The organism is Escherichia sp. MOD1-EC5950, from assembly GCF_002965345.1.
GTDB lineage: Bacteria > Pseudomonadota > Gammaproteobacteria > Enterobacterales > Enterobacteriaceae > Escherichia > Escherichia marmotae.
In genome coordinates this window covers 218494-239112 of the sequence record NZ_PTSR01000003.1, presented here as the reverse complement: position 1 = coordinate 239112, position 20619 = coordinate 218494, and the positions used below count along the sequence as shown (strand labels likewise).

Annotated in this window: 20 protein-coding genes; 8 read left to right on the top strand and 12 right to left on the bottom strand. The window is 50.1% G+C overall.

From position 1 onward, the window contains the following. On the top strand, positions 1 to 807 hold the full coding sequence (sapF, locus tag BEA93_RS05880; RefSeq protein WP_000573415.1) for a peptide ABC transporter ATP-binding protein SapF: 807 nt from the start codon (positions 1 to 3) through the stop codon (positions 805 to 807). 61 nt (positions 808 to 868) lie between these two features. Here sapF and BEA93_RS05875 read toward each other — a convergent pair whose 3' ends face one another. The 5 genes from BEA93_RS05875 to BEA93_RS05855 all read right to left on the bottom strand — a co-directional run bounded on the left by BEA93_RS05875 (position 869) and on the right by BEA93_RS05855 (position 8361). Next, on the bottom strand, positions 869 to 2032 hold the full coding sequence (locus tag BEA93_RS05875) for a multidrug effflux MFS transporter (RefSeq protein WP_016248748.1): 1164 nt from the start codon (positions 2030 to 2032) through the stop codon (positions 869 to 871). Positions 2033 to 2040: 8 nt separating this feature from the next. Next, entirely contained in the window at positions 2041 to 3414 is a 1374-nt protein-coding gene (locus BEA93_RS05870) for an efflux transporter outer membrane subunit (protein ID WP_105224586.1), read from the bottom strand. A 3-nt stretch (positions 3415 to 3417) separates the two neighbouring features. After that, complete coding sequence (locus BEA93_RS05865; protein ID WP_172954569.1) at positions 3418 to 6525, bottom strand: efflux RND transporter permease subunit; 3108 nt, start codon at positions 6523 to 6525, stop codon at positions 3418 to 3420. Further along, the gene (locus tag BEA93_RS05860) at positions 6525 to 7646 is read right to left on the bottom strand and encodes an efflux RND transporter periplasmic adaptor subunit (RefSeq protein ID WP_105224587.1); all 1122 of its coding nucleotides are present in this window, start codon (positions 7644 to 7646) and stop codon (positions 6525 to 6527) included. Before BEA93_RS05860 ends, BEA93_RS05865 begins: the two co-directional genes overlap by 1 nt. A 148-nt stretch (positions 7647 to 7794) precedes the next feature. Continuing rightward, positions 7795 to 8361, bottom strand: a complete 567-nt coding sequence (locus tag BEA93_RS05855; protein WP_000202112.1) for a TetR/AcrR family transcriptional regulator — start codon at positions 8359 to 8361, stop codon at positions 7795 to 7797. 423 nt (positions 8362 to 8784) lie between these two features. Between BEA93_RS05855 and fabI the strand changes: the two genes are divergently transcribed. From fabI to BEA93_RS05840, 3 genes are all read left to right on the top strand, one after another. Then, the gene (gene fabI, locus BEA93_RS05850) at positions 8785 to 9573 is read left to right on the top strand and encodes an enoyl-ACP reductase FabI (RefSeq protein WP_000506507.1); all 789 of its coding nucleotides are present in this window, start codon (positions 8785 to 8787) and stop codon (positions 9571 to 9573) included. A gap of 142 nt (positions 9574 to 9715) precedes the next feature. Further along, entirely contained in the window at positions 9716 to 10855 is a 1140-nt protein-coding gene (locus BEA93_RS05845) for a CMD domain-containing protein (protein ID WP_105224588.1), read from the top strand. A 67-nt stretch (positions 10856 to 10922) separates the two neighbouring features. Beyond that, positions 10923 to 12857 carry an exoribonuclease II gene (locus tag BEA93_RS05840; protein WP_000484960.1) on the top strand — a complete coding sequence of 645 codons (1935 nt, stop codon included), beginning with the start codon at positions 10923 to 10925 and terminating at the stop codon, positions 12855 to 12857. A 62-nt stretch (positions 12858 to 12919) separates the two neighbouring features. Here BEA93_RS05840 and BEA93_RS05835 read toward each other — a convergent pair whose 3' ends face one another. Beyond that, positions 12920 to 13042: a hypothetical protein gene (locus tag BEA93_RS05835; protein ID WP_000323866.1), complete on the bottom strand. Its 123-nt coding sequence runs from the start codon at positions 13040 to 13042 to the stop codon at positions 12920 to 12922. Between the two features lie 53 nt (positions 13043 to 13095). On the opposite strand from BEA93_RS05835, the gene pdeR reads away from it, so the two are divergent. Further along, a complete protein-coding gene (gene pdeR / locus BEA93_RS05830; protein WP_000849463.1) occupies positions 13096 to 15081 on the top strand; it encodes a cyclic di-GMP phosphodiesterase in 1986 nt (661 codons plus the stop codon). On the opposite strand, the gene BEA93_RS25590 is transcribed toward pdeR, so the two are convergent. Further along, entirely contained in the window at positions 15063 to 15191 is a 129-nt protein-coding gene (locus BEA93_RS25590) for a hypothetical protein (RefSeq protein WP_214678595.1), read from the bottom strand. The genes pdeR and BEA93_RS25590 overlap by 19 nt on opposite strands. Before the next feature lie 38 nt (positions 15192 to 15229). Between BEA93_RS25590 and BEA93_RS05825 the strand changes: the two genes are divergently transcribed. From BEA93_RS05825 to osmB, 3 genes are all read left to right on the top strand, one after another. Beyond that, a complete protein-coding gene (locus BEA93_RS05825; RefSeq protein WP_001288366.1) occupies positions 15230 to 15403 on the top strand; it encodes a YciZ family protein in 174 nt (57 codons plus the stop codon). An 88-nt stretch (positions 15404 to 15491) separates the two neighbouring features. Continuing rightward, positions 15492 to 16241 (top strand): DNA-binding transcriptional regulator YciT, encoded by a 750-nt coding sequence (gene yciT / locus BEA93_RS05820; protein ID WP_001088603.1) that lies wholly within the window; start codon positions 15492 to 15494, stop codon positions 16239 to 16241. 268 nt (positions 16242 to 16509) lie between these two features. Beyond that, positions 16510 to 16728, top strand: a complete 219-nt coding sequence (osmB, locus tag BEA93_RS05815) for an osmotically-inducible lipoprotein OsmB (protein WP_000498252.1) — start codon at positions 16510 to 16512, stop codon at positions 16726 to 16728. 127 nt (positions 16729 to 16855) lie between these two features. Here osmB and yciH read toward each other — a convergent pair whose 3' ends face one another. The 5 genes from yciH to pgpB all read right to left on the bottom strand — a co-directional run bounded on the left by yciH (position 16856) and on the right by pgpB (position 20509). Beyond that, a complete protein-coding gene (gene yciH / locus BEA93_RS05810; protein ID WP_001516486.1) occupies positions 16856 to 17182 on the bottom strand; it encodes a stress response translation initiation inhibitor YciH in 327 nt (108 codons plus the stop codon). Continuing rightward, on the bottom strand, positions 17182 to 17919 hold the full coding sequence (pyrF, locus tag BEA93_RS05805; RefSeq protein ID WP_000176253.1) for an orotidine-5'-phosphate decarboxylase: 738 nt from the start codon (positions 17917 to 17919) through the stop codon (positions 17182 to 17184). The genes yciH and pyrF overlap by 1 nt, the downstream gene beginning before the upstream one ends. Positions 17920 to 18111: 192 nt before the next feature. After that, positions 18112 to 19281, bottom strand: a complete 1170-nt coding sequence (gene lapB / locus BEA93_RS05800) for a lipopolysaccharide assembly protein LapB (protein ID WP_000891363.1) — start codon at positions 19279 to 19281, stop codon at positions 18112 to 18114. Positions 19282 to 19287: 6 nt separating this feature from the next. Continuing rightward, positions 19288 to 19596: a lipopolysaccharide assembly protein LapA gene (gene lapA, locus BEA93_RS05795; protein ID WP_000876278.1), complete on the bottom strand. Its 309-nt coding sequence runs from the start codon at positions 19594 to 19596 to the stop codon at positions 19288 to 19290. 148 nt (positions 19597 to 19744) lie between these two features. Further along, positions 19745 to 20509 (bottom strand): phosphatidylglycerophosphatase B, encoded by a 765-nt coding sequence (gene pgpB, locus BEA93_RS05790; protein WP_016262051.1) that lies wholly within the window; start codon positions 20507 to 20509, stop codon positions 19745 to 19747. Between the last annotated feature and the right edge of the window lie 110 nt (positions 20510 to 20619).

The following is a 20619-nucleotide window of genomic DNA, read 5'->3' as shown; positions in this document are numbered from 1 at the left end:
ATGATAGAAACCCTGCTCGAAGTGCGTAATTTAAGCAAAACGTTCCGCTACCGAACCGGCTGGTTTCGTCGTCAGACCGTAGAAGCCGTAAAACCCTTGAGCTTTACGCTGCGTGAACGCCAGACGCTGGCGATTATTGGCGAGAACGGTTCCGGAAAATCGACGCTGGCGAAAATGCTGGCGGGAATGATTGAGCCAACCAGCGGTGAGTTATTGATTGACGATCATCCGCTGCATTTTGGCGATTACTCTTTCCGCAGCCAGCGGATTCGCATGATCTTTCAGGACCCGTCGACCTCGTTGAATCCACGTCAGCGTATCTCGCAGATCCTGGATTTTCCGCTGCGCCTGAACACTGACCTCGAGCCTGAGCAGCGGCGCAAACAGATTATTGAAACGATGCGTATGGTCGGACTGCTGCCGGATCACGTCAGTTACTATCCGCATATGTTGGCACCAGGGCAAAAACAGCGTCTGGGTCTGGCTCGCGCACTAATATTGCGCCCTAAAGTCATTATCGCGGATGAAGCTCTCGCCTCGCTGGATATGTCGATGCGTTCGCAGTTGATTAACCTGATGCTGGAGTTACAAGAGAAACAGGGCATTTCTTATATTTATGTTACCCAACACATCGGGATGATGAAGCATATCAGCGACCAGGTTCTGGTCATGCATCAGGGCGAAGTGGTCGAGCGCGGCAGTACGGCTGACGTGCTGGCATCGCCGCTACATGAACTCACCAAGCGGCTCATTTCCGGGCACTTTGGCGAAGCGTTGACGGCAGATGCGTGGCGCAAAGATCGTTAATCTTCGGCGCCTCATTCTGACAGGGGGAAATCCCCGTCAGAATGAGGCATTCATTAATCCATTACTTCTGACTGTCGATTCTGGTGAGAGCAACCAGCAATGCCAGCGTGTAACACACCGTAATCGCCAGGCTCATTTTTAACAGAGTTTCCCCACCTACTCCCGATAACGGCGCAGCTATACCGCCAAAGACAAACATACTCATCCCCATCAGCGCAGATGCCGTTCCTGATTCTTGCGTCCCTACAGCACTCATTGCCTCAGCCCCACCAACAGTGCCTATGCCGCTACAAAATGCGATGGTGAAAAATAATGCCACCAGTGCCGGAATGGGTAACTGCAACCATGCACATAAGACAGTGAGCAATGCACACAGAATCGCCGCTACCAGGCCGACTCTCAACAATTTCATCGGGTTAAGTCGTCGGGCCAGTCGTGAGAAGATCCATGAAGCGATGATAAGCCCGATGCCGTTAAGGCCAAACACCAGGCTGAATTGCATTGGGCTAAAGCCAAATTCTTTCTGTAATACGAAAGACGAAGAACCGATGTACGCAAACAAGCCAGCCAGCATAAAACTTTGAATCAGGCAAAAACGCATGAAACGGCGGTTCTGCACCACACTTCGTCCGGTTAATAGTAATGATGAGCCCCTTTTATTTTCTGGCAATGTCTCATGGATAAATAACAGACAGCCCAGCAACAGTACGGTGCTAATTTCAGCCATTACCCAGAATAAAGTGCGCCAGTCAAAGGTGCTGACAATGTAACCTCCCAGCACTGGCGACAATACCGGAGCCAGGCCGTTCACCGTCATTAACAGTGCAAAGAACTGGGTCAGCGTTACCCCCTGATATTTGTCACGAGCAATAGAACGAGAGAGCACCGAACCACCTGCCCCCGCGATCCCCTGAATAAAACGCCAGACCACCAGCCAGTAAATATTGTTAGTTGTCGCGCACAAAATGGAGGAGACAATAAACAATAGTAACGACAAGATTAACGGGCGTTTACGTCCTATTTTGTCGCTCAGAGGGCCAAATAACAGTTGCCCTACGCCAAGACCGATTAGTGACGCGGTCAACGTCAATTGCGTTATGGTCGTGGTTGTCGCCAGTTGCTCCGACATCTCAGGTAATGCGGGCAAATAAAGGTCAGTACACATCGGGCCGATACCGGCTAAAAGACCAAGAATCAATGCCCATGAAAGAGAGACTCTAGCCATACTATTCCTTACTTAAGTGATGACATGCCGCCGCCCAGCGACTGCCAGAGTGTTACCCGGTTTGTGAAATCAGCTAGTTGCAATGCCAGTAACGCCTGCTGTGCGCTCCACAAAGTGCGTTGTGCCGTCAACACGGTCAGGTAATCACCGACACCGGCCTGATAGCGGCGCAGGCCAATATCGACCGTTTGTTGTTCAGCTTTAACATACTGACGCTGTGCATCCAGTTGTTCTTCAACTGTTGCTCTACGAGCCAGCGCGTCAGCAACATCTTTGAAAGCGCTCTGAACGGTTTTCTCATAGGTGGCAATAAGCCCGCGCTTTTGTGCTTCTGCGTAACGAAGCTGCGCCAGATTACTACCGCCGGTGAACAGCGGTAATGTTACCGAGGGCGCAAATGACCAGACCTGCATTCCGTGGCTGAACAGCGACGATAATGCGTCGCTGCCGACGCCAGCACTTGCAGTCAGCGAAATCGTCGGGAAAAAGTTAGCCCGCGCGGCACCAATATCAGCATTGGCGCTCTTCAGATTATGTTCCGCTTCCTGGATATCCGGGCGACGCAGCAAAACGTCAGATGACACTCCCGCAGGAACCAGGCTTATCATCTGCTCCGGCAGGCTTTCCAGTGTTCCCGGTAGCAGATTTTCCGTAAGTGTTGTACCCGCCAGTAAGTTCAGGGCATTTTTATCCTGCATCACTTGCGTCTGATAGCTGGCAACGCTGGCGCGCGCCTGCTGATAGATACTCATCGCCTCGCTGACATCTGTCGCTGCCGCCGTGCCAACCTGCTGCTGGCGCTGGATAATTTTCAATGAGTTCTCTGCGCTGGCCATCGTTTCTTTTGCCAGAGCCAGGTTGCTGTTATCGGCCGCCAGGGTCAGCCAGGCGGTGCTGATTTCGGCAATCAGCGTTAAACGGGTGTTCTGGGCTGTAAATTCACTGGCAAGCCAGGTTTCTCGCGCTGCCCGTGACAAACTCTGATTACGACCAAACAGATCTAACGTAAAACTGGACACCGTACCGTCAGCCTCAGCAGTGGTCCCCGTGCCATTCGCCAGCGAACGACTGCGGGTCGAACTTAAGGTTGCATTCACCGTCGGGAATAACGACGCATTAGTTTGCCCATAGAGCGCCCGCGCTGAGTCAATATCAGCAATCGCTTTTTGCACATCGCGGTTACTGTTCAGTGCAATGGTCACCACTTGCTGCAATCGGGGATCGTGGATCACCTGTTGCCAGTCATGGCTGATTGCCTTCCCCTGCCCCTGTGCTCCCGGCAAGCTCGCCGGGATTGGGGATTCGGGCGTGCTGTAGTGGGGATCGAGCGAGACACATCCCGCACTCAACAGCACCAGAAAAATTAGAGAACGACGCAACATAACTTACTCCTGACGGCGCGGTTTACCGGCAAACAGACGTTTAACCAGCACAAAAAACAGAGGAACGAAGAAGATGGCCAGTAATGTAGCGGCCAGCGTACCGCCAATAATGCCCGTACCAATGGCGATGCGGCTGTTCGCACCTGCACCGGTCGCCATCGCCAGCGGCATAACCCCCGCAATAAACGCCAGCGAGGTCATGATGATTGGACGTAAACGGGTCTGCGCCGCGCGTAATGCCGCACGACTCAGGGAATAGCCCTCAGCAACCGCCGCTTCGGCAAATTCCACAATCAGAATGGCGTTTTTCGACGACAAACCGATAGTGGTTAATAGCGCCACCTGGAAGTAAACGTCGTTGTTTAAATCACGCATCCAGGCCGCCAGCGCCGCACCGAGCAGCCCCAGCGGGATCACCAGAATGACCGAGAACGGAACTGACCAACTTTCGTATAGTGCTGCAAGGCAGAGGAAAACCACCAGAATAGAGACCGCATACAGACTCAGTGCCTGACCGCTGGCCAGTTTCTCCTGCAATGACAAGCCACTCCAGGCCCAGGTTGTCCCTGCCGGAAGGTTGTTTGCCAGAGCTTCCATTTTTGCCATCGCGTCGCCAGAACTAAAACCACTCGCGTTTTCCCCCTGAATTTCATAAGCCGCGGAGCCGTTGTAACGCACCAGTTTTTCCGGGCCATAGATCCAGCGCGTAGTAGCAAAAGCAGAGAATGGCGTCATGGCGTTATCGCTACCGCGCACAAACCATTTCCCTAAGTCTGACGGCGCAGAACGAAACTCACTGTCGCCCTGAATGTAGACTTTTTTCACACGGCCACGGTCAATAAAGTCATTCACATAAGTACCGCCCCACGCGCTGGCCAGCGTATCGGTGACATCACTTAAACTCAAACCCAGCGATACAGCTTTATTGTTATCAATATCTACCTGCAATTGCGGCATTTGCGGCAGGTCATTGGCACGTACAGAAATCAGCTCAGGGCTTTGATTAGCCTGTTCAATCAACTTGTTACGCATTTGAAGTAAGGTTTCACGGTCAGTAGCACCACTTGCCATTAATTCAAACGTAAAGCCATTGCTATGCCCCAGACCATCAACCGCAGGTGGAGTCATGGCAAATACCGTAGCATCACGAATTGCCCCCAACTCTTTGGTTGCCCGTAAAGCAATGGCCTGGGCGGTATTTTCTGCACCCTTACGTTGTGACCAGTTTTTCAACGAGACAAACGCCATCCCGGTGTTCTGCCCGCTACCACTAAAACTAAAACCATCAACGGTAAAAATGACATCAGTGTTTGCTTTTTCGTTTACCAGGAACCAGTCAACAATCTGGCGGTTTACTTCTGCTGTACGAGCTGCGGTCGCTCCGGCTGGCAGCGTGTACTGCACCATGATTTCGCCCTGGTCTTCAGTGGGTAAGAAACTGCCCGGCAGTTTCCACATCATCAGAGCCATTCCACCGCCCAGCACGACATAGACACCCATAGCCCGCACCGCACGACGCAAAACATAAAGGACGCCATGCTGGTACTTTTCTTCAGTACGACGGTAAAAGCGGTTGAATGCGCCGAAAAAACCTTTTTTATGCGGTGGAACATGATGGAGGACAGAACCACAAAGCGCAGGAGTCAGCGTTAATGCGACCACCACGGAAAGCAGCATGGCGGAAATAATGGTTATCGAAAACTGACGATAAATTACCCCCGTAGATCCCCCAAAGAACGCCATTGGCAGAAATACGGCAGACAGTACCAGAGCAATAGCAACCAGAGCGCCAGAAATTTCGCCCATTGATTTTTCCGTTGCTTCACGCGCAGGCAGTCCTTCGTCACGCATAATACGTTCGACGTTCTCCACCACCACAATGGCATCGTCCACCAACAGGCCGATCGCCAGTACCATTGCAAATAACGTCAGGGTATTAATCGAATAGCCAAACAACGCAAGAACGCCAAACGTCCCCAGCAAAACGACCGGCACGGCTAACGCCGGGATCAGCGTAGCGCGCAGGTTTTGCAGGAATAAATACATCACACAAACCACCAGTACGATGGCTTCAAACAGCGTCTGAATTACGTCCTCTACGGAGATTTTAATAAATTCAGTGCTGTCTTTTGGGTAAGCGATGTCGTATCCCTGTGGCATGTTGCGCTGAAATTCTGCGATTTTATCCTTTACCAGCGTCGCCGTATTTAACGCATTCGCTCCCGGTGAGAGCATCACGGCTACCCCTGCGGCCGGATGACCGTTCAACTTACTGATGGCGTTATAATCTTCGCTACCCATCTCAACGCGAGCCACATCCTTGATGCGAACAACCGCGCCGTCTGACTGGCTTTTAACAATGATATTTTTAAATTGCTCAACGGTTTGCAAGCGTGACTGAGCACGAACTGTTGCCGTCAATTGTTGCGTGTTCGATGACGGTAAAGCACCGATTTTCCCGGCAGTAACTTGCACGTTTTGCGCTTCAATTGCACTTTGTACATCGGATGGCATCAGCGAGTATGAGGCCAGTTTGGCTGGATCAAGCCAGATGCGCATCGCATATTCAGCCCCAAAAACTTGCAGACTCCCTACGCCTTCAACACGCGCCAGCGGGTCCTGAAGATTACTCACCAGCCAGTCAGCAATATCGGAACTGGTCGCTTTGTCGGTAGTGTCATATACGGCAGCAATCAGCAAAAAGTTGCTTTGTGATTTCTCCACCGTGACACCGGTTTGCTGTACTTCGCTCGGTAAACGTGACTCCGCCTGCTGTATTTTATTTTGTACCTGCACCTGCGCGGTATCAGGGTCAGTGCCTTGTTCAAACGTCACGTTAATACTGACTGAGCCATCCGAACTACTGGTGGAGCTGAAGTAGAGCAAATTATCCAGCCCGGTAAGTTGTTGTTCGATAACCTGAGTTACGCTGTTTTCCAGCGTTTCGGCAGAAGCACCGGTATAAGTAGCTGAAATTCTGATGGTCGGCGGCGCAACATCAGGATATTGCGCGACGGGTAATGTGCGAATGGCCAGAATCCCCGCCAACATAATCAAAATGGCGATAACCCAGGCAAAGACGGGTCTGCGAACAAAAAAACGCGAAAACATCAGGCATTGCCTCCATTAGCCTGAACCTCAACGGCCTTGACGGTCTGCCCTGAAGTTACTTTGGCGGAACCTTCGACAATCAGTCGGTCACCGTTGTGCAGGCCGTTCAACACCAGCCATTTATCACCGTAGGTTTCTCCCGTTTCGAGCGTGCGCTGCTCTACTTTATTGTCTTTATTCACCACCAGCGCGGTAGCATTACCTTTAGCATCACGCGTAACACCTTGTTGCGGCGCGAGAATAGCGTTTTCCATCACGCCTTCATCGACACGAGCGCGAACAAACATACCCGGTAACAACTGCTGCTGTGGATTAGGGAAAATCGCCCGTAATGTCACCGAACCGGTAGATTCATCAACGGCCACTTCGGTGAGTTCCAGCCGACCTTTTTCGCTATACGTTGTACCATCTTCCAGGATAAGTGAGACGCTCATGGTATCGCTGTTGGTTGCCAGCGACTGTTTGCGCAGACGCAGTAAATCGACACTGGAGCGAGTGAGATCAACGTACATCGTTTCCAGACCACGAATAGTCGTTAACGCCGTATCCTGCGACGCGGTTACCAGTGCGCCAGGCGTCACCGACGAAATGCCTATGCGCCCGGAAATCGGCGCGGTGACCGTGGTCCAGTCAAGATTAATTCGCGCGGTTTCCAGCGCAGCTTTTTTCGCTTCTACACTGGCTTTATCTTGTGCACAGGTAGACTGAGCATCATCAGCATCCTGTTGTGACACGCCGCTATCTTTCACCAGTCGGGCATAACGCTGCGCTTTCTGGCAATCGGCTTTTACCAGTGCCTGCGCCTGTTGCAACGCAGCACGGGCTTCATTCCATGCCGCCCGATAACTGGCCGAATCAATCTGGTAGAGCAGCTGTCCGGCCTTAACCAGATCACCTTCCTTAAACAAGCGTTTCTGGATAATTCCCCCAACCTGCGGACGTACTTCAGCACTGAGTGCCGCACTGGTGCGCCCGGTTAATTCACTGACTACAGAAACCGGTTGAGATTTGAGCGTAACAACGCCCACTTCTGTTTCCGACGGGGATGAATTGTTATTTTGCGTATTATCACAACCAGATAAGAGCAGCATTGCCACTACAGACGTTGCTATATACTTCATTATTTTCTCCAGGGTGAACAATACCCTCCTCATTAAAATTAATGAGGATATGTCAGGGATATTCAGATATAACGAACCCGCATCGCGAAATAAATTTCGCAATGAAATAAGGGGGATTAATATCCCCCGCTATCGGTTAATTCTGTTCTTATTTATTTATCAACATACTAATAATATCCTGATATATTTCCTGCAGACGTTGTGGATCGCTTTTTTGCGGTGTTAAACGACGATAAACCGTACCTTCCATCATAGTGGCGAGCACCTCAACGCAACAACGAATGTGCTCATCGCTAAGATGGGGATGCATTCTTTTCATATGCGCACAACCGTTAGCGAACATTCTGGCGTCAGCTTCCTCGAGCATTGCCATCACCCGCGGGTTGCGTGTTGCTTCTGCGGCCACTTCCAGCATCAACGCGTCGTCGTCTTCATTTAAGGATTTCCGCAAGGCAAGGACTTCCGGGAAGCGATCGGTACGCGCGTCAATGTCCATCTGAGCAATACGAAAGTCGATGATACGGCGAACCATCTCTTCAATAATGGCGTCTTTATTGGCGAAGTAACGGTAGATCTGCCCGACGCTAAGCTGAGCTTCGCTGGCAATTTGCGACATACTGGCGGCATGAAAACCGCAGCGATGAAAACACCGACGGGCGGCGTTGATGATTTCATCCTGGCGCTGTTTGTGACGTATCTCCAGCTTGCTCGTCATTTCTGTCTCCTGGCCTTCCACTTAGTGAGAATGATCATTCTCATTTTGGCTAATTATACGTTTCTCCAAAGTAATGGAAAGTATTTTTATCTTATTCATGATGCATATTCTGATAATGAAGAGATTGTGGAGATTCTGTGAAGATGGTTGAAATATTACGTTGATGTCAGTTCATCAGAGAAAGGCAGCGACGTGTTGTCGCCAGATTCTATGAGATATTCCCATAACCTGCCCCTGAAGATGTCAGGATCAGATAGAACAAAATGTTCTGTACTGTAGCTTCTCCCCCGTACAGAAAGCGCAACTATAGCCACCCACAGCCAGGTTGATTATAATAACCGTTTATCTGTTCGTACTGTTTACTAAAACGACGAATCGCCTGATTTTCAGGCACAACAAGCATCAACAATAAGGATTAAAGCTATGGGTTTTCTTTCCGGTAAGCGCATTCTGGTAACCGGTGTTGCCAGTAAACTGTCCATCGCCTACGGTATCGCTCAGGCGATGCACCGCGAAGGAGCTGAACTGGCATTCACCTACCAGAACGATAAACTGAAAGGCCGCGTAGAAGAATTTGCCGCTCAATTAGGTTCCAGCATCGTTCTGCAGTGCGATGTTGCCGAAGATGCCAGCATCGACACCATGTTCGCAGAACTGGGTAAAGTCTGGCCGAAATTTGACGGTTTCGTACACTCTATTGGTTTTGCACCTGGCGATCAGCTGGATGGCGACTATGTTAACGCCGTGACTCGTGAAGGCTTCAAAATTGCCCACGACATCAGCTCTTACAGCTTCGTTGCAATGGCAAAAGCTTGCCGTTCTATGCTGAATCCGGGTTCTGCCCTGCTGACTCTTTCCTATCTGGGCGCTGAGCGCGCTATCCCGAACTACAACGTTATGGGTCTGGCGAAAGCGTCTCTGGAAGCGAACGTGCGCTATATGGCTAACGCGATGGGTCCGGAAGGTGTGCGTGTTAACGCCATCTCTGCTGGCCCGATCCGCACTCTGGCCGCTTCTGGCATCAAAGACTTCCGTAAAATGCTGGCACACTGCGAAGCGGTTACTCCGATTCGTCGTACGGTTACCATTGAGGATGTGGGTAACTCCGCAGCGTTCCTGTGTTCCGATCTCTCTGCCGGTATCTCCGGTGAAGTGGTTCACGTTGACGGCGGTTTCAGCATCGCTGCAATGAACGAGCTGGAACTGAAATAATCGTTCTGTGGGTAATGATGGGCGGCGTTGCGCCGCCCATTTCTCTGTTATACCTTTCTGATATTTGTTATCACCGATCCGTCTTTCTCCCCTCTCTGCCTTGCGTCAGGATAACGATTTCCGTTATGACCAAGGAACGCCCATGGAACAACGCCACAGTTCAGGCAAAAGCCACTGGTATCACGAAACGCAATCCAGCACTGCAGAACATGACGTTCTGCCTCTGGTTCCGGAAGCTGCACAGGTTACCGATCCTTTTCTGCTCGACGTGATCCTTGACGAAGAAACACTTGATCCCTTTCATTCGTGGCTGATCCCGGCGCGTACTCTTGCTGTAGAGCTATTTCCCAATCAGCTTGCGGTGACCCGTTTACAGACATTCACCGCCTATGAACGCCTGTCGACCGCTCTGACCGTTGCTCAGGTCTGCGGCGTCCAGCGTTTATGCAACTACTATTCCGCGCGTCTGACACCGCTTCCCGGACCAGACTCCTCCAGGGAAAGTAATCATCGTCTGGCACAAATCACGCAATATGCCCGTCAACTGGCCGGCTCTCCATCGATTATCGACAACCGATCGCGCCAGCATCTTCACGATGTCGGGCTTACCGCCCGGGACTGTGTGATTATCAATCAAATTATTGGTTTTGTTGGTTTTCAGGCGCGAGCAATTGCGACTTTTCAGGCTTATCTTGGACAACCTGTACGCTGGTTACCCGGTCTGGACGTGCAAAGCTACGCTGACAGCTCACTTTTTGCTGAAGTATCAACCGGCTGGCGTGCCTGCTACGAAGGGGAAAAATTCTCTGGAGAGCAAGAGACGAATGCTCTCCTGTTGCCAGGCTCTGAACTTCGCCAACTGGCAGCAATCCTGAATCTGCATCCTGCCTCGTTTTCACTCTTTGTGGCGTTGTTATCCAGCCCGTTGGTAACAACAAAATCCAGCCATCAACTTGCTGCTTTACTCAGCGCACGAATTAACGGCAGTGCTGCCTGTTTCACCTCTCTCATACATTCAACATTTGAATATAAAGAAGCAATATCCATTCTGCGTCAGGGCGAAAACGAAATAAACCAGTGGGCTGACTGCCATTTTGTTGAGCGTGCTACGGTTCAGGCGATACAATGGCTGACACGAGCACCCGATCGCTTTAGCGCCGCCCAGTTTAGCCCGTTACTCGAACATGAAACATCATCAGCGCAGGTTATCAATCTGCTGGTATGGAGCGGGTTTTGTGGTTGGATAAATCGCTTAAAAATCGCGTTGGGTGAGACACATTAACCTTGCTGCGTCAGGCAGAATCGCGTAAAACTGTCAGCCGCTCTAATGGCCACCAAAATAGACAATTATGTTTCAGGACAACCCGCTGCTAGCGCAGCTTAAACAGCAACTGCACTCCCAGACGCCCCGCGCTGAAGGGGTGGTAAAAGCCACTGAAAAAGGCTTTGGCTTCCTGGAAGTCGACGCACAGAAAAGTTATTTCATTCCGCCGCCGCAGATGAAAAAAGTCATGCATGGCGACCGAATTATCGCGGTAATCCACAGTGAAAAAGATCGTGAATCCGCAGAGCCAGAAGAACTGGTTGAACCGTTTCTGACTCGTTTCGTGGGTAAAGTTCAGGGCAAGAATGACCGTCTGGCCATCGTGCCTGATCATCCACTCTTAAAAGACGCTATTCCTTGCCGCGCTGCCCGCGGGCTGAATCATGAGTTTAAAGAAGGCGACTGGGCGGTTGCCGAAATGCGCCGCCATCCGCTGAAAGGCGATCGTTCTTTCTATGCTGACCTGACTCAATACATCACTTTTGGTGATGACCACTTCGTGCCCTGGTGGGTAACCCTGGCGCGCCATAACCTGGAAAAAGAAGCACCAGATGGCGTCGCCACCGAAATGCTCGATGAGGGTTTGGTTCGTGAAGATCTCACCGCGCTGGACTTTGTCACCATCGACAGTGCCAGCACGGAAGATATGGATGATGCCCTCTTCGCGAAGGCGTTACCGGATGACAAACTGCAGTTAATTGTCGCAATTGCCGATCCAACCGCGTGGATTGCCGAAGGCAGCAAGCTGGACAAAGCAGCGAAAATTCGCGCATTCACCAACTATCTGCCGGGCTTCAACATCCCGATGCTGCCGCGCGAGCTTTCTGACGATCTCTGCTCACTGCGTGCCAATGAAGTGCGCCCGGTACTGGCATGTCGGATGACGTTGTCTGCTGATGGCACCATTGAAGACAACATCGAATTTTTTGCCGCTACCATCGAATCCAAAGCCAAACTGGTTTATGACCAGGTTTCCGACTGGCTGGAAAACACCGGCGACTGGCAGCCAGAAAGTGATGCGATTGCCGGACAAATCCGCCTGTTAGCGCAAATTTGCCAGCGTCGCGGCGAATGGCGTAATAACCATGCGTTGGTGTTTAAAGATCGCCCGGATTACCGTTTTATTCTCGGTGAAAAAGGTGAAGTATTGGATATCGTCGCTGAACCACGCCGTATTGCTAACCGTATTGTCGAAGAAGCGATGATCGCCGCTAACATTTGTGCGGCCCGCGTGCTGCGCGATAAGCTCGGTTTCGGTATCTATAACGTGCATATGGGCTTTGATCCGGCAAATGCCGAGGCGCTGGCAGCATTGCTGAAAACGCATGGCCTGCATGTTGATGCCGAAGAAGTGCTCACACTGGACGGTTTCTGCAAACTGCGTCGTGAGCTGGATGCGCAACCGACTGGCTTCCTCGACAGCCGCATTCGCCGTTTTCAGTCTTTTGCGGAAATCAGCACCGAACCGGGTCCTCACTTTGGCCTCGGTCTGGAAGCGTATGCCACCTGGACTTCACCAATTCGCAAGTATGGCGACATGATCAACCATCGTTTGCTGAAAGCGATCATCAAAGGCGAAACGGCGACGCGTCCGCAGGATGAGATCACCACCCAAATGGCAGAGCGTCGTCGTCTCAACCGGATGGCAGAACGTGATGTCGGGGACTGGTTGTACGCGCGTTTCCTGAAAGACAAAGCGGGCACTGACACCCGTTTTGCGGCAGAAATCGTCGATATCAGCCGGGGCGGTATGCGTGTGCGTCTGGTCGATAACGGCGCTATCGCCTTTATCCCTGCACCGTTCTTACACGCCGTGCGCGATGAGCTGGTTTGCAGTCAGGAAAACGGCACCGTACAAATTAAAGGTGAAACAGTTTACAAAGTAACCGACGTTATCGACGTCACCATTGCCGAAGTACGCATGGAAACCCGCAGCATTATTGCGCGCCCTGTCGCGTAATCTCTTTTTACGGCCCATTCATTACGGATGGGCCGTTTGCCTTTCCCTTCCCCCACATTCGTTTATCTCAGCAGATTTTTTTTAATGACATCCGTTTGAAAACTGGCGTTTTCCCAAAACTGGATTACAAATAAATATATAAAAAAAACAATACGTTTAACCGCCATTAATTTCATGTAAGCCATATGAACCGTTCATTTAACTGCGGGACTCCGCTGTTAACCGGAGGGTATGCATCATGAAAACCATTAGGGAGTCCACAACGTTGTACAACTTTCTCGGATCGCACAACCCATACTGGCGGTTGTCGGAAAACAGTGATGTTTTGCGTTTTTCCGCCACCGAAACAACGGAACCTGAACGTACTCTGCAGTTATCTGCCGAACAGGCTGCTCGTATCCGGGAAATGACGGTTATCACCTCCAGCCTGATGATGAGCCTGACAGTCGATGAGAGTGATCTTTCTGTTCATCTGGTGGGACGAAAAATCAATAAGCGTGAATGGGGTGGAAACGCGTCAGCATGGCATGACACACCGGCGGTAGCTCGTGATTTATCACACGGACTGTCCTTTGCAGAACAAGTGGTTTCTGAAGCCCACTCTGCAATAGTGATTCTGGACAGTCGGGGAAATATCCAGCGTTTTAACCGGTTATGTGAAGAGTACACGGGGCTGAAAGAACACGATGTCATCGGGCAAAGTGTGTTTAAACTGTTTATGAGTCGTCGTGAAGCTGCGGCATCCATGCGCAATAACCGTGGATTTTTTCGAAACGGCAATGCATATGAGGTAGAAATCTGGATACCCACGCGTAAAGGCCAGCGGCTGTTTCTGTTTCGCAACAAATTCGTGCATAGCGGCAGCGGCAAAAATGAGATCTATTTAATCTGCTCCGGCACCGATATCACCGAAGAACGCCACGCCCAGGAGCGCTTGCGAATTCTGGCTAACACCGACAGCATTACAGGGCTGCCGAATCGTAACGCTATGCAGGAATTAATCGATCACGCCATTAATCAGGTGGATGAAAGTAAAGTCGGCGTGGTTTATCTCGATTTAGACAATTTTAAAAAAGTGAACGATGCCTACGGGCATTTGTTTGGCGACCAGTTGTTACGCGAGGTTTCACTGGCCATTTTAAGCTGTCTTGAGCCGGATCAGGTACTGGCGCGCTCTGGCGGCGATGAATTTCTGGTACTCGCACCAAACACCTCACAAAGTGCCCTGGAAGCAATGGCATCGCGGATTTTGACCCGCCTGCGTCAGCCTTTTCGCATTGGTTTAATCGAAGTTTATACTGGCTGTTCGATCGGTATTTCACTTTCACCGCAACATGGCCCAGACAGTGCGGCAATTATTCGCCACGCCGATACGGCAATGTACAGTGCCAAAGAAGGCGGTCGAGGGCAATTTTGCGTTTTTTCACCGGAAATGAATCAACGGGTATTTGAATATCTGTGGTTGGATACCAACCTGCGTAAAGCACTGGAAAACGATCAGTTAGTTATTCACTATCAACCGAAAATCACCTGGCGCGGTGAAGTGCGCAGTCTGGAAGCTCTGGTGCGCTGGCAGTCGCCCGAACGCGGACTAATTCCCCCACTGGACTTTATTTCCTATGCGGAAGAGTCCGGTCTGATTGTGCCTCTGGGTCGTTGGGTTATTCTTGACGTCGTTCGCCAGGTGGCAAAATGGCGAGATAAAGGCATCAATCTTCGGGTGGCAGTCAATGTCTCAGCACGCCAACTCGCTGATCAAACTATTTTCACTGACCTGAAACAGGTACTCCAGGAACTTAAATTTGAGTATTGCCCTATTGATGTCGAGCTGACTGAAAGCTGCCTGATTGAAAACGACGAGCTGGCGCTTTCCGTTATTCAGCAATTCAGTCAATTAGGCGCACAGGTTCACCTGGATGATTTCGGCACTGGCTACTCTTCCCTTTCTCAACTGGCACGATTTCCTATCGATGCCATTAAACTCGACCAGGTTTTTGTCCGTGATATTCACAAACAACCTGTCTCACAGTCGCTGGTACGGGCAATTGTCGCCGTAGCTCAGGCCTTGAACCTGCAGGTTATTGCCGAAGGCGTAGAAAGCGCAAAAGAAGATGCTTTTTTAACCAAAAACGGCATCAATGAGAGACAAGGATTCTTGTTTGCCAAACCGATGCCCGCCGTAGCGTTTGAACGCTGGTATAAACGTTATCTGAAACGCGCATAAAGAGACGAATATATATATTTAACGGTATATAATTCCATTACATATCGTATTCGTGAATGATAATTAACCTTTGCCGTTAAGCACTTCTCTTTTAGCGGCAATTTTTGCATTATTTATTTTCACCTTTTTTGCCTTAAGGATACCCTTGATGTCTGAATTTGATGCCCAGCGCGTTGCCGAACGTATTGATATTGTGTTAGATATCCTTGTGGCAGGCGATTACCACTCTGCGATCCATAATCTTGAGATACTTAAAGCAGAACTCTTGCGCCAGGTTGCTGCATCTACGCCAGACATCCCGAAGGCACCATGGGAGATTTAACAATCGTGCTTTCAGTTTTCCCTATTTAAGGATGCCCGGCGCGTCAGCATTTTTTATTGAGTATTATAACGTTATAAGAATTACAGCGATGAATTCCCGACAACAAACTATTCTACAGATGGTCATTGACCAGGGTCAGGTTAGCGTAACCGATCTGGCGAAAGCCACTGGAGTTTCCGAAGTTACTATCCGCCAGGATCTCAACACCCTCGAAAAACTTAGCTATCTACGCCGTGCACATGGTTTTGCTGTTTCGCTTGATAGCGATGATGTCGAAACCCGTATGATGAATAATTATACGCTGAAACGTGAACTCGCTGAGTTTGCCGCCTCACTGGTTCAAGCGGGAGAAACCATCTTTATCGAGAATGGCAGCAGTAATGCCCTTCTGGCCCGCACATTGGGTGAGCAAAAGAAAAATGTCACCATCATTACGGTCAGCAGCTATATAGCGCATTTATTGAAAGACGCCCCTTGTGAAGTCATTTTACTTGGCGGTGTGTACCAGAAAAAAAGCGAAAGTATGGTTGGTCCTCTGACACGTCAGTGTATCCAACAGGTGCATTTCAGTAAGGCATTTATTGGTATCGATGGCTGGCAACCTGAAACCGGGTTTACAGGTCGCGACATGATGCGTACCGATGTGGTCAATGCTGTACTGGAAAAAGAGTGCGAAACCATTGTCCTGACTGACAGCTCAAAGTTTGGTGCCGTACATTCTTACTCCATCGGCCCTGTTGAGAGAATCAAACGCGTTATAACCGATTCAAAGATTAGCGCCAGCGATCTGATGTCTTTGGAACACAGTAAATTAATCGTTCACGTCGTTGATATATAATCACTTTCCTTCCTTACGGATGATTTGCTCTAACGCAAATCATCCGCACTAAGATGATTCCTGGTTGATAATTAAGACTATTTACCTGTTATTAACACCCTAACGTTATAAACTTATTATCAGCGATATAACAGGAAGTCACTATCACCTGCGTGATATAACCCTGCGCGCGAGAGGATTTCACGGAATAATTTTACATGGCCTATTCTGAACTATTATAGTTATAGAGAGCTTACTTCCGTGAATCATAAATTCAGGAGAGAGTATTATGTTTGTAACGAGCAAAAAAATGACCGCGGCTGTTCTGGCAATTACACTGGCAATGTCTCTAAGTGCCTGTTCTAACTGGTCTAAACGGGACCGAAACACCGCAATCGGTGCAGGTGCAGGGGCTTTAGGCGGTGCAGTACTGACTGATGGCAGCACGCTGGGTACATTAGGTGGTGCAGCAGTTGGTGGTATTATCGGTCACCAGGTCGGTAAATAATCGTAAATAAATGTCGATTAGCAACTCGCTATTATAATACGCTTGACTCGGTTCAGTACGAAATAACTGAATAATACACACAGTGAAATAAACGAAAGCCACGAAAATATTTCCGTGGCTTTTTTTGTTAACCGCCTGCGAGTTTTACCTTCATCCCTTTCGCTTCAAGCAGTGATTTTAATAAATCACGCTTATCCCCCTGGATTTCGATAATTCCATCTTTTACTGCCCCGCCGCAGCCGCATTTTTTCTTCAGTTCAGCCGCCAGCTTTATCAGTTCGGCATCATCGAGATCGACGCCGGTAATCAGGCATACGCCCTTACCTTTACGCCCACTGGTTTGCCGTTGGATGCGCACCACTCCGTCGCCTTTTGGTCGTACAGGGGTCGCTTTGGGTTCATCAATACGTCCAGTTTCCGTTGAGTAGACCAGACGGCTGTTAGAATCACTCATCATGCACTCCGTTGTAACGAGGTGTTGATCGCTTTCAGCGTTTGCGCCGGGGCCGCCGATTGCGTTACCGGGCGACCAATCACCATATAATCAACGCCTGCCGCCAGCGCCTGTTCCGGGGTCATAATGCGGCGCTGATCGCCAGCGTCGCTCCCCTGCGGGCGAATACCCGGCGTCACCAGTTTGAAATCCTGACCAAATGCTTGTTTAAACCGCACAGCTTCCTGGGCTGAACACACAACACCGTCAAGGCCGCATTTTTGCGTCAGCGCCGCCAGACGCTCTGCATAATCTGCCGGTGACAGTGTCACACCAAGATCGGCCAGATCGCTGGCTTCCATACTAGTGAGTACAGTCACAGCGATTAATAGCGGCGCATCTTTGCCAAACGGAACCAACGCCTCACGTGCTGCGGTCATCATACGTGCGCCGCCAGAGGCATGAACGTTTACCATCCACACGCCTAAGTCAGCCGCCGCTGCCACGGCGTGCGCTGCGGTATTGGGAATATCGTGGAATTTCAGGTCGAGGAAGATATCAAAACCACGTTGTTGCAGTTCACGAACAAACTGCGGCCCAAACAGGGTAAACATCTCTTTGCCTACTTTCAGACGGCAATCGCGTGGGTCGATCTTGTCGACAAACGCCAGCGCAGCGTCACGATTATTATAATCAAGGGCAACAACAACAGGAGAATGAGTAACAGCGCGGGAAGGAGATGAAGCAGTTAACGTCATGACCAGACCTTCTTGATGATGGGCACCGGAAGTGGCGCAAAACAGGTAAACGGCGTGCATTCTACCCGTGGAAATAAAAAATTAACAGTTACGATTTTCCCCCTGCCAGTCTTTTTCTGCTCAGGCGTTACCGAAGCTATTTGTAAAAATAACCATTAGTATGTTGTAACTAAAGATGGTTTTTTTTATAAATTACAGTCCATCCAGGCCACGAATCGGTTTAATGGTTGACCAGGCACGGCAGGACGGACAATGCCAGTAAAGCGTGTATGCAGTAAAACCACACTTCTGGCAGCGGTAACGCGGCTTACTACGCACCTTCTCGCCCACCATGTCACGCAACACCATCAGGCTCTCTTTGGCGCGCCCTTCTTCCGCTTCGTTAAGGTGGTAATCCATCAACTTGTGGAACACGCGCATCGTCGGATGGCGTTGTAGCTGGCGCGTAATATAGACCTGTGCGGCTTCGCTGCCATCGCGCGCTTCAATGATGTCGGCAAGCATCAGTTCAGCATCTGCCCCCGTATTCTCCTCCACCGCACGCTGGAGAAACTCTGCCCATTCGGCAGTTTTATCCAGTTGCTGATAGCAGGTTTGCAGCATTTCCAGCGTTTCGCTGACCAGCTCTCTGTCCTGGGAGATAACGCGTTGCAGGCTCTCGACCGCCTTTGCGTACTCCCCTTTTGCCATGAAAACACGTCCCATCATAATGGACACGCGGGCGCTGTTTTTGTCGGCTGCCGCCCCTTTTTTCAACAAGGCCATAGCGCGATCGAGATCGTCACTGGCCATGTGCTGAAGGGCTAATTCACAGTAGAAATGGGCGATTTCGACTCGCTGTTTATCTTTACCAAGCTTCACCAGGCGTTCTGCAACATCAATTGCTTTCTGCCATTCACTAGTGGACTGATAGATTTGCAACAGTTGTTGCAATGCGCCAACTCGGAAGTCGGTTTCATCAGTCAGTTGATTAAACATATCTTCCGCGCGATCGTATAAACCCGCCGCCATGTAATCACGCCCCAGTTGCTGAATTGCCAGCAGACGCTGCTCATAGGTCAACGAGGCACTTTCCATTAAGGTTTGATGAATACGAATAGCGCGATCGACTTCGCCACGCGAACGGAATAAGTTTCCGAGCGTAAGGTGGGCTTCAACGGTGCCTGTATCCTCTTTCAGCATATCGAGGAACAGATCCACCGCTTTGTCCTGTTGATTACTAAGCAGGAAGTTAACCCCTGCTACGTAATCGCGTGACAGGCGGTTGGCTTCATCTTGCTTGTTTTGTTGCGCACTTCTGCGGCCCATATACCAGCCATAGGCAGCGGCTACAGGCAAGAGCAGAAACAACAACTCCAGCATAGAAAGTTATTCCTTCGCTACTGACGAATCAGGCGCTACCGCCACGCCAGTCGCAGGTGAAAGCTGGTTTTCCAGTCGCTTTATTTTACGTTCAGCGCGTGCCAGAGAAACACGAATTCGCAGCCAGAACAGGCCGCAAATCAACCAACCGATAGCAAACCCCGCAGCAAACAATACCGCCAGCAAAGTAGAGATACGATACTCCCCTTGCGCTAACAGATAATTAAACGTTACCTGCTGATCATTCTGCGCACCTAACGTGACAGAAATCACAAAAATCGCTAACACCAGTAAGAAAATGAGTAAATATTTCACATTACTTCCCGTTATGTGGTTAGAGCGAATAAATTATGGTCAACTTACCGCAATAGCCCTTTAAAGTACCATTTTCACGACGTCTGCGAAATGGTAGCCACAATCATTGTTGATGATTTGAGGGTTAAATTCGGAAATTCAACCAGTTTTAACTTTCTTGTTCTCGCTGCGCTATCTCACGATTTTCTTCCGGCGGTGGTGTTAATGGCCCACAAATACGTTGCGCGAGCCAGGTTGCCACCGCCACCAGCGCCCACGAAATCAACGTAGCCACCACCAGATCGCGCGGCCAATGCATCCCCAGCAGCAAGCGGCTTCCCATTACTCCCGTTGCCCAGACCAGCAAGAGCGCAATGGTTAAAGTTCGCCTACGTGGCCACAACAGCCCAACGGCGAGCAAGGCCCAACTGGCGGCAAACATCGTGTGGCCGGAAGGAAAGGCAAACCCCGTCTCTTTCTGCCAATGAGAACGTAAATATTGCGGGATATTTTTTTCTTCAGCCAACTGTTCTTTCACTAAATTACCGCGCTCTGCTCGCTTTAAAGTGTAGAACTCATCAACCGGAATATGATGTGTTTTTTCCAGCCAGATAACAAAAGGGCGTGGCTCCTGAACTTTACCTTTGATCCAGGATTTAACTCCCTGTCCGACAAGAATTGCCGCTGCCAGAATAGCAAATAACATAACTGCGGCTTTGAGGCGAAAACGCAGACACCAGAGAAACCAGCCGAATAAAATAAGATGCGTAATGACGCCCCAGGGCTGAGTGACGGTTTCAGTGACCCAAAAGGCCGCTTTTAACAGCCAACTTTGATCTCCAGGTTGCCAACGCCAGCCAGAAATCCATACCGCTACCGGCATGATAAGTAATAGTGCTGCTCCAACTGCGGTACGTCTGGCAATCGAACGCATGGTCTCTCCTTCCTTATAAGTCTCACAATCATAACTGAAAATGCTCTGACCTGGAAAAATTGACAGATTTGTGCCATTCAGTGAACGATTGACGCGTCGTGATTAGGTGA

Excerpts from the sequence above, each read along its gene's own strand:
- pgpB (WP_016262051.1), bottom strand. The coding sequence starts at position 20,509 with ATGCGTTCGATTGCCAGACGTACCGCAGTTGGAGCAGCACTATTACTT.
- fabI (WP_000506507.1), top strand. The coding sequence starts at position 8,785 with ATGGGTTTTCTTTCCGGTAAGCGCATTCTGGTAACCGGTGTTGCCAGT.
- BEA93_RS05845 (WP_105224588.1), top strand. The coding sequence starts at position 9,716 with ATGGAACAACGCCACAGTTCAGGCAAAAGCCACTGGTATCACGAAACG.
- BEA93_RS05840 (WP_000484960.1), top strand. The coding sequence starts at position 10,923 with ATGTTTCAGGACAACCCGCTGCTAGCGCAGCTTAAACAGCAACTGCAC.
- BEA93_RS05825 (WP_001288366.1), top strand. The coding sequence starts at position 15,230 with ATGTCTGAATTTGATGCCCAGCGCGTTGCCGAACGTATTGATATTGTG.
- BEA93_RS05855 (WP_000202112.1), bottom strand. The coding sequence starts at position 8,361 with ATGACGAGCAAGCTGGAGATACGTCACAAACAGCGCCAGGATGAAATC.
- BEA93_RS25590 (WP_214678595.1), bottom strand. The coding sequence starts at position 15,191 with ATGCAAAAATTGCCGCTAAAAGAGAAGTGCTTAACGGCAAAGGTTAAT.
- sapF (WP_000573415.1), top strand. The coding sequence starts at position 1 with ATGATAGAAACCCTGCTCGAAGTGCGTAATTTAAGCAAAACGTTCCGC.
- osmB (WP_000498252.1), top strand. The coding sequence starts at position 16,510 with ATGTTTGTAACGAGCAAAAAAATGACCGCGGCTGTTCTGGCAATTACA.
- BEA93_RS05865 (WP_172954569.1), bottom strand. The coding sequence starts at position 6,525 with ATGTTTTCGCGTTTTTTTGTTCGCAGACCCGTCTTTGCCTGGGTTATC.
- BEA93_RS05835 (WP_000323866.1), bottom strand. The coding sequence starts at position 13,042 with ATGGCTTACATGAAATTAATGGCGGTTAAACGTATTGTTTTTTTTATA.
- BEA93_RS05870 (WP_105224586.1), bottom strand. The coding sequence starts at position 3,414 with ATGTTGCGTCGTTCTCTAATTTTTCTGGTGCTGTTGAGTGCGGGATGT.
- yciT (WP_001088603.1), top strand. The coding sequence starts at position 15,492 with ATGAATTCCCGACAACAAACTATTCTACAGATGGTCATTGACCAGGGT.
- BEA93_RS05860 (WP_105224587.1), bottom strand. The coding sequence starts at position 7,646 with ATGAAGTATATAGCAACGTCTGTAGTGGCAATGCTGCTCTTATCTGGT.
- pyrF (WP_000176253.1), bottom strand. The coding sequence starts at position 17,919 with ATGACGTTAACTGCTTCATCTCCTTCCCGCGCTGTTACTCATTCTCCT.
- yciH (WP_001516486.1), bottom strand. The coding sequence starts at position 17,182 with ATGAGTGATTCTAACAGCCGTCTGGTCTACTCAACGGAAACTGGACGT.
- pdeR (WP_000849463.1), top strand. The coding sequence starts at position 13,096 with ATGAAAACCATTAGGGAGTCCACAACGTTGTACAACTTTCTCGGATCG.
- lapB (WP_000891363.1), bottom strand. The coding sequence starts at position 19,281 with ATGCTGGAGTTGTTGTTTCTGCTCTTGCCTGTAGCCGCTGCCTATGGC.
- BEA93_RS05875 (WP_016248748.1), bottom strand. The coding sequence starts at position 2,032 with ATGGCTAGAGTCTCTCTTTCATGGGCATTGATTCTTGGTCTTTTAGCC.